At 66.8% G+C, this 11,009-nt stretch carries 7 protein-coding genes; 6 read left to right on the top strand and 1 reads right to left on the bottom strand.

Going from position 1 to position 11,009, the window contains the following annotated elements; genetic code table 11:
* Positions 1-161: 161 nt before the first annotated feature.
* On the top strand, positions 162-1,781 hold the full coding sequence (locus G6N37_RS14030; RefSeq protein ID WP_232075538.1) for a hypothetical protein: 1,620 nt from the start codon (positions 162-164) through the stop codon (positions 1,779-1,781).
* Positions 1,782-2,078: 297 nt separating this feature from the next.
* Positions 2,079-3,941, top strand: coding sequence for a putative bifunctional diguanylate cyclase/phosphodiesterase (locus tag G6N37_RS14025; protein WP_163685045.1), 1,863 nt, complete (start codon positions 2,079-2,081; stop codon positions 3,939-3,941).
* 55 nt (positions 3,942-3,996) lie between these two features.
* On the opposite strand, the gene G6N37_RS14020 is transcribed toward G6N37_RS14025, so the two are convergent.
* Positions 3,997-4,788 carry an FkbM family methyltransferase gene (locus tag G6N37_RS14020; protein WP_163681346.1) on the bottom strand — a complete coding sequence of 264 codons (792 nt, stop codon included), beginning with the start codon at positions 4,786-4,788 and terminating at the stop codon, positions 3,997-3,999.
* Positions 4,789-5,063: 275 nt separating this feature from the next.
* On the opposite strand from G6N37_RS14020, the gene G6N37_RS14015 reads away from it, so the two are divergent.
* The 4 genes from G6N37_RS14015 (at position 5,064) to G6N37_RS14000 (ending at position 11,004) form a co-directional block, all read left to right on the top strand.
* A complete protein-coding gene (locus G6N37_RS14015; protein ID WP_232075537.1) occupies positions 5,064-6,755 on the top strand; it encodes a hypothetical protein in 1,692 nt (563 codons plus the stop codon).
* Between the two features lie 175 nt (positions 6,756-6,930).
* The gene (locus G6N37_RS14010) at positions 6,931-8,382 is read left to right on the top strand and encodes a polysaccharide biosynthesis tyrosine autokinase (protein ID WP_163681344.1); all 1,452 of its coding nucleotides are present in this window, start codon (positions 6,931-6,933) and stop codon (positions 8,380-8,382) included.
* Complete coding sequence (locus tag G6N37_RS14005) at positions 8,382-9,854, top strand: O-antigen ligase family protein (protein WP_174813944.1); 1,473 nt, start codon at positions 8,382-8,384, stop codon at positions 9,852-9,854. Before G6N37_RS14010 ends, G6N37_RS14005 begins: the two co-directional genes overlap by 1 nt.
* A gap of 136 nt (positions 9,855-9,990) precedes the next feature.
* On the top strand, positions 9,991-11,004 hold the full coding sequence (locus G6N37_RS14000) for a glycosyltransferase family 4 protein (RefSeq protein ID WP_163681340.1): 1,014 nt from the start codon (positions 9,991-9,993) through the stop codon (positions 11,002-11,004).
* Positions 11,005-11,009: the final 5 nt, after the last annotated feature.

Genomic DNA, 11,009 nt, shown 5'->3' with positions numbered 1-11,009 from the left:
TGTTAGGCTGCGCTACGCCAATTCGTGACCTGCCCCGCGTCGGATACACGCACCAGATAACCCAGGCCGTATGGGGCCACTTCAGTGTGCATCGGTGTGTGTTGGGAGAAGCAACCGTGACAACGAGGAAGAGTGCGCTGGCCGCTGTCGTGTGCACGGCGATGGTGCTGAGCGGATGCGGCGGCAAGAGCGATCCCGGGCCGCTGTCCGCCATGGTCAGTCCGGCCATCCCGCCCAGCGCTCAAGAGATCCCCAACCCGCTGCGCGGCCAATACGAGGAAGGCTTGAATCCGCTTTTCCCGCAAGGTAATTCCGCGCAGCGGTATGCCGCCTGGCCGGCATCGTACGACGCCAGCCTGCGGGTCTCGTGGCGGCAGTTGCAGCCCGTCGACCCGCACACGCTGCCCCCCGACGCGCCCGACGACCGCAAGTTCGACTTCAGCGCGATCGACGACGCGCTGTCGAAGGTCGGCAGCCGGAACATGCGGCTGATCCTGGGCGTGTACGCCTACAAATCCTGTTGCAACGATTCCTATCCGAACAACACCAACATCGCGATTCCGGACTGGATCCGCTCCGCGGCCACCACCTACCCCGCGACGCCCAACAGTCCGACACCCGGTGTCGCGCAGGTGGTCCCGAATTGGAATGACGCCGACTACCTCAACAACTTCGGGCAGCTGCTCGCCGCTCTCGGGCGGCGCTACGACGGCGACGAGCGCCTCAGCGTGTTCGAGTTCTCCGGATACGGCGATTTCGGCAAGACCAGCCTCGCGTACGTGCGCGACGCGCTCGGGGCGCCGGGGCCGGCACCGGACGACAGCCCGTCGAAGTTGGGCTATTACAGCCAGTTTCGCGATCAAAGCATCACCAAAGCGTCCATCGGGCAGCTGGTCGCGGCGAACGTCGGCGCGTTCGGTCACACGCAGTTGGTGGTCACCGGGGAAAATCCGGAGATCGTTCGCGAGCTGTTCGCCGACGACGTGACGAAGAAACTGTCCGCTCCCGTGGGCATCCGCGCGGATTGTCTTGGCGTGCAGGCACCGCTGCCGGAATGGGCCGAGTCCGGCGACTCTCACTACGTGCGGTTCAACGACCCCGCGGTCAACGCGATCAAACAGCGGCTCACCTCGGCGCTGGTGATCAGCCAGTGGTGTCCGTTACCGAAGGGGACCGACCCGCGGTCGTACTACGAAAAGGCCCTGCACGACGTCGTCAGGTATCACGTCTCGATGACGTCGAGCGCCAACTTCCCCGACCGGGACGCGACGTCGGCGATGGACCCCAAGCTGTACCAGCTCTGGGCCAAGGCGAACAGCTCCGCCGGCTACCGGTATTCGGTGGAGGCCAAGCCCGGATCGCAGTCGATCCAGGGCACCGTGGCCTCCATCTCCGTGATCTGGACCAACTACGGCTCGGCGGCGGCCACCGAGCAATGGGCACCCGGCTACAAGCTGGTCGATTTCTCCGGGGCGGTCGTCCGCACCCTTCCGGCGACGGTCAATCTCAAGACGCTGGTCCACGACGACTCCAGCTCGTCGCGCGAGGAGGCCGTTCCGGAGTCGTCCACCGAGTCGGCGCGTGTCGACGTGACGGGCCTGGCCCCCGGGCACTACACGCTGCGGGCGTCCGTGGATTGGCAGCAGCACAAGCCGGGCGCCTCGCATGTGGTGAACTACGCGCCGATGGCGCTGGCGCGCGACGGGCGGGACGGTTCCGGCCTGTATCCGATCGCCACCCTGGACATAGCGAGCGACGCGGCGTCGGCCACCGGACAGTGACGCATCGGTGACGCCGGACGGCGCCCGCGGGGCCCCGTCGCGCCGTCGAGGAGCCCCGCGCGGAAGTTGCTCGTTAGCCCTGATGCACCGCGTCCCGCGTGCTACGTTTTTGCTGATCGAAACAGATCGTGACCTGCCCTGGTCCGAATACACCCGACAGCCGAACACGCGAATCAAAGTGGTCCGTCGATGCGCATGGGCCCGCATGCGACGGGGTTCGTCATCACGACCGTCCCCCGATAGGGCAACCGTCAACACCGCCGCCCGCAGGGATGTATGCCCGTATCGGAGGAGACCGTGCCGCGCAGCCTGGACCTGGTCGTCACCTCCGTCGCCACGCGATTGATGGAGGCCACCGCCGCCACGGCAACGCTGGTGAGTGAGACGGTGCTCGCGCAGCTCGTCGAACAGTTCGATGTCGACGCCAGCTTCTTGCGGCACCTCGACCCGCACACCCGGAACTCGGAGCTGGTCGCCGAGTGGCCACCCCGAACGGACGCCGCCGACCCGGATCCGGCGGCCTTCGCCCAGCTGGACGTTGCCGAGTCGGTCCTCGCCCAGTGCGGGCCGGGCCACAAACCGGTGGTGATCCGGCCGGCGCAGTCCAAACGCTATTTCCGGCGCAGGCTGGGCGGGACGAAAGGGGCCGCATCGCCGTCGGTGGCCGCCGCCCCCCTGGTCTCGGGTGGGACGACCACCGGCTTGCTGGGCTTCGTCAAGTTCGGCGCCCGCAAGTGGGAGCAGGACGAGATCAACACGCTCGAGGCGGTCGCCGCGCTGTTTGCGCAGCTGCAGGCCCGCATCGCGGCCGAAGAAAAGCTTCGCTATCTCGCCGAGCACGACGATCTGACCGGCCTCTACAACCGTCGCGCCCTGGTCGCGCACCTGTCCGAACGGCTCGTCGCGGGACGCCCCGGACCGGTCGCGGTCATGTACCTCGATCTCGACCGGCTCAAGCCGATCAACGACTACCTCGGTCACACCGCCGGTGACTGGTTCATCCGGATCTTCGCGCAACGCATCCGGATCTGCGCGCCCGACAGCACGATCGCCCGGTTGGGCGGTGACGAGTTCGTCGTCGTTCCCGACCAGTCCATGTCGCCGGAGGACGCGGAGTCGTTCGCCCGCCGGCTGTCGGCGATGCTGTGCGAGCGCCTGGCCATCGGCGGCCACGTGATCAGCCGCACGGTCAGCATCGGGCTGGCGGTCGGCGAGCCGGGACGCGACAACTGCACCGACCTGCTCCGCCGCGCCGACGAGGCGGTGCTGACGGCGAAACGCGGCGGCGGCAACCAGATCGCGGTGTCCACCGACGACATGTCCCTCAAGCGGGCGTTCCGCAACGACATCGAACTGCATCTGCAAGGCGACATCGGCAGCGACGCCTTGCTTCTGCACTACCTGCCCGAGGTCGACCTGTCCACGGGAGCCGTCGTAGGCGCGGAGGCGCTGGTGCGGTGGCGGCACCCCATCTGGGGGCTGCTGCTACCGGACTCCTTCATCGGGATCGCCGAATCGACCAACCTGGCGGGGGAGCTGGGCCGCTGGGTGATGCGCACGGCGTGCGCGGACTTCAGCCGCTGGCGGGCCAAGGGCGTCGGCCAAGGGGCCGTCATGCGCATCAATGTGTCGCCGATCCAGCTGATCACCCGCGGCTTCGTGCGCGATGTCGCCGACACCATCGACGAGTTCGGTCTCGACGCCGGCTCGGTCTGCCTGGAGATCACCGAGCGCGCCGTGGTGCACGACATCGACACCACTCGAAAAACCTTGGCGGAGCTCAAGGAAATCGGGGTCCAGCTGGCCATCGACGACTTCGGTACCGGCTATGCGGTGCTGTCGCATCTGAAATCCCTGCCGGTCGACATGCTCAAGATCGACACCGGGTTCGTGCGCGACTTGGGTAACAACGCCGGTGACCTGGCGATCGTTCGCGCGATCATCGGTCTGGCCGAGGCGTTCGGTCTGGACGTTGTTGCCGAGGGCGTCGAAACACCGCTGGCGGCAATGACTTTGATCCAGCACGGTTGTCGTCGGGCGCAGGGTTTCCTGTTGTCGCGCCCGGTCCCCGCCGACGCGATGGAAGCCCTGCTGGCCACGCGCTTCCTGTCGCTGCCGTTTTTGGCCGACCCTAAGGAATTGCCGACGGGCGGCAGCTAGCGTCGCACCGAGGGTCGCGACATGCGCGGTGGCCGTGCGTCGTACCGTCTACCGCTCAGCCCTGCGGAATGAAGACGAAGTTGTTGACGTAGACGCCGCGAGGCGCCCAGTCGTTGTCCCGGTCGCCGGCGTTGGCCGGGTCTTGATGTTCGCCCGGGTCGAAATCGTCGATCGGCCGCCGGACGCCATCGAGGTCGAAGTAACCGGAGTAGCCGAACTCGCGCAACAGGGCGGTGATCTCCGCCACCGCGTCGGGGTAATGGCGTTGCTCAGCTTCCACCATGATCGCGGGCCGGTTGCGTGCGAGTGTTTGTGCGGCGCCGCGCAGTACGGCGAGCTCATGGCCCTCGACGTCGATCTTGATCATGCCGATGTCGTCCAAGGACAGGTCGTCAAGCCGCCTGATCGGGACGTCGACGTTGCGAATTCCGCTGCTATCGACGTCGTTCAGGACATTGGTGATGTCGATGGTGCTGCGACCCGGCTCCGACTCGACCACCCGCATCGTCCTCACGCCCGCCGTGTCGGACAGGGCGATCGCTTCCACCCGCACGGGGGCACCGACCGCGCCGAACATCGCCTCCAGGTCGCTAGCTTGAGCGAGCCGGGGCTCGAATGCGATCACCGAGCGCGACGACGCGAGCATCGCGATCGTAAATTGGCCGACGTCGGCACCGATGTCCAACGAGACCCGGTTCGGGTCGCATAACGAAACCGCCAACTGCACGTCCGCTCGGGTTTGCCCGAGGCGTTGCAAGATGCGGTACTTCCGCCGCCAGAAGAAGCGTGGCGCGAGTGTCTGTGCCGCGGGCGCCAGCCAACGTTTGGCCGATCGGGCCAGAGGCATCTTGCGGTCTCCTGAGCGATTTGCGGAGCCACCAGCCTAGTGGATTGCGCGCGCATTCCCATATGGGCGGCTTGCCGGCGCCCGCCGGCGCCGGTCAACTTGGTCGGGATATGCCCGAAGATGTGCATGATTGACGGATGATGTGGGGCAACGCTGCATCGTTGCCAACCCACTGCGCTTCACGTAGGGAGCGCCGGCGACCGGAGAGGTGTCAGTCCTTGGATCTGGTGGAGGGCCTGAGGTCGGTGTGCAGGATGCCGACATTGCCGACGGCGCTGTGCGCCGGCAGGGCGCGTAGGTTGAGGAAGACCCCGCTGCTCATCGCCGTTTGTGCGACGCTTTTGCTCAACGGGTGTGCCGGCCGTGCCGATGCCCAGCTGGTGACCGCGATAATCAGTCCTGCGATACCGCTGTCCGTTCAAGACGTACAGAATCCGCTCCGCGGTCAATACGAAGATCTCTTGATACCCTTGTTCCCGCAAGCCAATTCGGCGCAGCAGCGGTACCCGGCCTGGCCTGCGTCGGATGATGCCAGCCTACGTGTCACGTGGCGGCAGTTGCAGCCCACGGATCCCGGCACGCTACCGCCCGACGCTCCTGACGAGCAAAAGTACGACTTCAGCGTGATCGATGACGCGCTGACGAAATTGGCAGCCAGGAATATGCGGATGACTCTTCGCATTGTGGCCTACCACTCCTGTTGTGACACGGTGTTTCCGAACAACACGAACATCGCCATTCCCGACTGGATCCGGTCGGCCGCCACCGACTACGCGGGCCCGGAACGATATTGGTGGACCCCCGGCGTGACGCAGGTGGTACCGAACTGGAACGACCCCCGGTACCTCGACGCCTTCGGAAAGTTACTTGCCGCGCTCGGGCGACGGTATGACCGCGACGAGCGGCTCAGCGTTTTCGAGTTCTCCGGCTACGGGGACTGGAGCGAGAACCACATAGCGTATTTGCGCGACAAGCTCGGCGCTCCTGGCCCGTCCGCTGACGAGAGTATGGCGAAGCTCGGCTACTACAGCCAGTTTCGTGATCAGAGCATCACCATCACGTCGATCAGGCAGCTGGTCGCGGCGAACGTCAACGCATTTCGCAGGACGCAGTTGGTGGCGACGCTCCTGAATCCGGAAATCGTGCGCGAACTGCTGTCCGACGACGTCACCAAGAAACTGTCAGCGCCGGTGGGCGTGCGGGCCGACTGCCTGGGTGTGATCGCGCCGTTGCCCGGCTGGGTCGAATTGGAAGGCTCGCGCTATGTGCAGACGAAGGATCCGGTCATCGCCGAACTGAAGGCCAGGCTGATCTCGGCACCGGTCATCAGCGAATGGTGCCTGTTGCCGGCCGGCACCTCACCGCAGTCGTACTACCAAAAGGCCGTGCACGACGTCATCAAGTATCACGTCGCGATGACATCGAGTTGTGACTTCGCAGACGCGGAGTCAGCGACCCCGATGGACCCTGCGCTGTACCTGTTGTGGGCACAGGCCAACGTTGCCGCGGGATATCGGTATTCGGTCGAAGCGCGGCCGGGGCCGCACCCGGTGCGCGACGGTGTGGCGACGATTGCCGTGACGTGGACCAACTACGGTTCGGCCGCCGCGATCGAGAAATGGGCTCCCCGCTATCAACTGGTGGACTTCACGGGAGCGGTGGTTCGCACTCTGCCGACAACCGTCAACCTCAAGACCCTGGTCCAGGCTCAAACCGGCGGCAACTCCGGCGAACCGGCGACGGCGTCGTCGACCGAGTCTGTGAAGCTAGACCTGGCGGGCTTGGCGCCGGGCAACTACACCCTGCGGGCGTCGGTGGACTGGCAACAGCACAAGCCGGACGCATCGCACGTGGTGAACTACCCGCCCATGCAGTTGGCGCGCAACGGACGCGACGGTTCCGGCGGCTATCCACTGGCAACGGTCAACATATCTCGTGACGCGCTGACCGCGGGGCCCCGACCGTGAAGAACGCCTAGACGGTCACCGCCGGGTCTTCGAGTGCGCGCATAGGCTTCAATATCACTTTCGGGCAAATGCTGCATGACGATGCCGGAATCATGTTGAATGATTGAGCCCATCCGGACAGCCGGCCGGTTGGATGCTTTCGCGGCGCCAGAGCTTTCAGAAAGGCCGTTGGTCGATGGATTTCCGTACCTTTGTCCGGATCCTCGTCGCGCACTGGAAGTTGGCAGTGGCCGCGGTGCTGGCGTGCACCGTCGGTGCCGCAGTCATCACCGCATTGCAGACCAAGCATTACCAGTCGTCGACCACGGTGCTCATCTCGTTCTCCGGGGCCACCGACCTGACCGAGCTGTATAACGGCACACTGACGGCGCAGGAACGGCTGTCGTCGTACGCCCAGATCGCCGGCGGCCGGACGGTGGCGGACCGCGCGATCAAACAGCTCCAACTACCGATCAGTGCCGACGACCTGCTGAGCCAAAGCCAGGTGAAGTACACCGCAAAATCCCAGTTATTCACCATCACCGTCAAAGACACCGACCCTCGGCGAGCGGCGGCGCTGGCGGGCGCGATGGCCGACCAATTCGCTGCGATCATCCCCACGCTGGGCATGAGCTCGCGTCCGGACAATCCGAATTCCGGGAACCGACCGGATTCCACGGATGCCACGACCCCGCCCGGCCAGCCCAGCGAGGTGCCCGGCGGGCAGGCGCCGACGGGTAAGCCGGTGCCAGTAGCGAGGGCGCGGGTGGTAGAGCCGCCCCGGGTACCCGAGCACCCGGTCACCCCGGCACCGGTGCGCAACATGGCCATGGGTCTGATCGCCGGTCTGCTTCTGGGCATAGCTGTGGCGCTCACCCGCGAGGCCAGCGATCGCACGGTGCGCACCCGCGAAAAGCTGGAACGGCTTTCGGGCTTGCCGACGCTGGGCGAATTGCCGCGGAGGCGCGGCGGCACGCCGCGCTTCGGCACCGACGCCACATTCGACGACGCCGTGCGCGATCTCCGTACGCGGTTGCGCAGGGCGATGGGGCCCGACGGTCGCCGGGTGCTGGTGGCGGCACCTTTCGGCGGCGAGGGAACCACCACGACAGTCCTCAACCTGGCGCGGGCGTTCGCCGAAGCCGGTGAGGACGTACTTGTCATCGAGGGCGACACCCGCCGGCCCGTGATCGCCGGTTCCCTGAAGGTGGAATCGGGCGAGGGTCTGGCCAACGCCCTCGCGAACCCCGAGGTCGCAGCGGAAGCTGTGAAACCCACCCCCTTTCCGAGGCTGTTCGTCCTTGCCGCGCGTGCCGCCCGCCGCGAGACCCTGCCCTGCAGCGCATACCCGCCGGAAGTGATCGACAATGTGCTGCAAGGCTTCTCGTCACGATTCGACCGGGTGGTGGTCGATGGACCGCCGGTGCTCGCGACGGCTGACGCGGTGGTGCTGGCGGGCGCCGTTCAAGCCACGGTCCTCGTCGTCCGCGCGGGCCGCACCACGGCCGACGAACTCCAGGACGCGTTGGCGACGCTGCGCTCGGCCAACGCGGAGATTGTCGGTACCGTGCTGACCGACGCGCGGCTGTCGTTGCACCGCCGGGCCGCCTCCCAGGCCTACCGTGCCAAGGCCAGCCCGTCGACGTGATGTTCTACCTGCGCAGTCGCCATCGCCTGGCCATGAGCGGAGCTTCGCTGGCGCTGTTCCTGTTTGGATGTTTCGTGTACGGCGTGCTCTCGGTACGACTCACGACCGAGGGCATCATGCTGATCGCCGCCACGTTCTGCGTGGTCGTGTACTGGGTGAGGCCGGAGGCGATGGCGTGGGTCGCGTTGGTCGGTGCGTTCGCGGCGCTGCCCCAGGGTCTGCACGTCGGCAAGGTCATCGGTCCAGCGGTCGTCTACCTGTACCTGGTGGCGGCGATACTGGCGATCGGTTATCTGATCCCGATCGTGAAACCGCAGTTCTCCGACTATTGGTTGCCGGGCCTGTTCACGCTCGTCGTTGTCATTTCCACGGTGGCCGGATTCGAGAACGGCCATGACGCCACGATCGTGCTGCGGGAATCGCTGAGCATGCTCGAGATCGCTGTGGGGTACGTGCTGGCGCTGTTGGTCGTGTACGGCGGCTACATCAAGTGGTCGATCCGCGTGACGGCGGGCATCCTGTGGTTTTCCGCGGGCATGGCGGTCGTGAGTTCGCTGCATGCCATCCGGCTCGCGGGCAGGGCGGAAAGCCTGGGGGCGGCGACCGGCGCCGGCCAGGCCGTCCGGATCATCCTGACCACGCAATCCCCGGCCACCGCGACGCTGAGCGCGTTGGTGGCCGCTGCGATCGTCGGCCGTCTCAGGCCCGCCACCCTCCTGGCGTTGGGCCCGCCCGCGTTGATCATTTCGCTGCTCTCGTTCTCCCGCAACACGCTCATCTCGATGGGCGTGGCGGCGGGTGTCGCTCTGCTCATCAGCTTGAGTGCGTCGACGGTGCGCCGGACCGTGTTCATTGGCGTGGTCTGCGCGTCGGTCATTGCGGTGACGGTGCCGGGATCGCTGTTCCTGCTGCAGGGTTCGGACGCCGGTGCGTGGCTCGCCGACCAGATCACGGCCTTCAACGAGCGGGTGCTCGGCGGGGTTTCGTCCAGCGCGCTCGCCGTGGACGAATCGGCGCTGGAGAGGCTGCGGGAGGACTCCCTGCTGAACCGCTCGATCGCTCAGGCGCCCGTATTCGGCCATGGCCTGGGTTACGCGTATCAGCCGCCGAAAGGCGACGACGAGTTTTCCGCGAAGTTCTATCCGGCCTACTCGCACAACTTCTATCTGTGGTGGCTGGCCAAGGCGGGGGCGGTGGGCATGGCGGCGTTCGCCCTTTTCGCGTTGACACCGTTGGTCAAGGCGGTGCGCTGCCGGACCGCGGCGGCGAAGGTCAGCGTGGCGGTCAGCGCGGGCCTGCTCGCGATATCCGTGGTGTGGCCATTGCCGGAGATGCCGTCGGATTCCTTCGCGCTGGGCATCGCGCTCGGTTCGGCGATGGGGTTCGCCGGCCTGCGCGACAGGGAACGCGACGCAAACCGCGCGGTCAGCCCCGACGCGCCGGCGCTGATGGCGCCATCCGGAGCCCACTGAAGTGGGCGCGCCGAGCGTCCGGCCGGTGTACTTTGACGCCGTGGCCAATCACCTTGGGAGTTAGCCGAATGCGAAATGTCTGTCTTTTCGACCACCCCCGCCACGCGCCGCTGTGCGATCCGCATTCCGGACAGCGATGATCTCCGTCATTCATGTCGGGCCGGGCGTGTACAGCTTCGGCGGGACGCAGACCGTGATTCGAGTCATCCGCGACCACAAGATGGGCGCGGACGACATCCGCGTCCTGTCGACGTGGGAAGGGCGGCACCACGTGAAGAACTTCGTGCTGACCGCGCGCGCGGCGGCCGTGCTGGCCCGGGCACCCCGCACGACCATCGTGCACTTCCACATCTCAGACGGCGGGGCGTGGCTGCGCGAAGGACCGCTGATTCGACTGGCCAAGGCGCGCGGTTTGCGGATTGTCGCGACGCTGCAGGGCGCCGACGTCGCCAGGGAAGCCCTTCGGCACCGCCGCTATATCGGGGCCACCCTGCGCCGCGCCGACCACCTGATCGTGTTCTCGGAGGACGCGCGGGCCGCCGTTGCGGAGCTGGCTCCGCGGGTCCCGAGCACCATCTCGGTGAACCCGGCGCCGATCGACTGGGACGCGCCAGGGGCCGGCACGACACCGCCGGTGGCGCTCTTCGCCGGGACCATCGGCCTGCGCAAGGGGGTCGACACGCTCGCCGCGGCGTGGCAGCTGCTGCTCGACGAGGGCATCGAAGGCCAGTGCCGGGTGGTCGGGCCGATCGACGACTACACGCCTCCGCAGCTGGAGCGCTTCTCGGTGGAACCCGCGGTACATCCGGACGCGATCCCCGAGCTGATCCGGTCCGCGCGGGTGGTGGTGCTGCCGTCGCGCGCCGAGGCGATGCCGCTGATCGTGACCGAGGCCCTGGCCGGCGCGCGCCCGGCCGTCGCGACGCCCGTCGCCGGCACGCCGGGCATTGTTCCCGACCCGAAAATGCTTGTACCCGTTGATGATCCGCCCGCATTGGCGGCGGCGATCGGGCGGTACCTTCGCGATCCGGAGTTGGCGGAGCGTGACGGGCTCAAGGGGCAGGCGCACATCGCGGCGACGCGCAGCCCCGACGTCATCGGCGCCGAGCTTCGCCGGATCTACGAGAGCCTCGGCGTTGGAGCAGATTGAGCTCA

The organism is Mycobacterium seoulense, assembly GCF_010731595.1.
GTDB classification, from domain to species: domain Bacteria; phylum Actinomycetota; class Actinomycetes; order Mycobacteriales; family Mycobacteriaceae; genus Mycobacterium; species Mycobacterium seoulense.
This window is presented reverse-complemented; position numbering and strand designations above follow the sequence as displayed.

Bases quoted from the DNA above. Each gene is read 5' to 3' on its own strand.
- G6N37_RS14030 (WP_232075538.1), top strand. From the start codon at position 162: ATGGTGCTGAGCGGATGCGGCGGCAAGAGCGATCCCGGGCCGCTGTCC.
- G6N37_RS14020 (WP_163681346.1), bottom strand. From the start codon at position 4,788: ATGCCTCTGGCCCGATCGGCCAAACGTTGGCTGGCGCCCGCGGCACAG.
- G6N37_RS14010 (WP_163681344.1), top strand. From the start codon at position 6,931: ATGGATTTCCGTACCTTTGTCCGGATCCTCGTCGCGCACTGGAAGTTG.
- G6N37_RS14005 (WP_174813944.1), top strand. From the start codon at position 8,382: ATGTTCTACCTGCGCAGTCGCCATCGCCTGGCCATGAGCGGAGCTTCG.
- G6N37_RS14000 (WP_163681340.1), top strand. From the start codon at position 9,991: ATGATCTCCGTCATTCATGTCGGGCCGGGCGTGTACAGCTTCGGCGGG.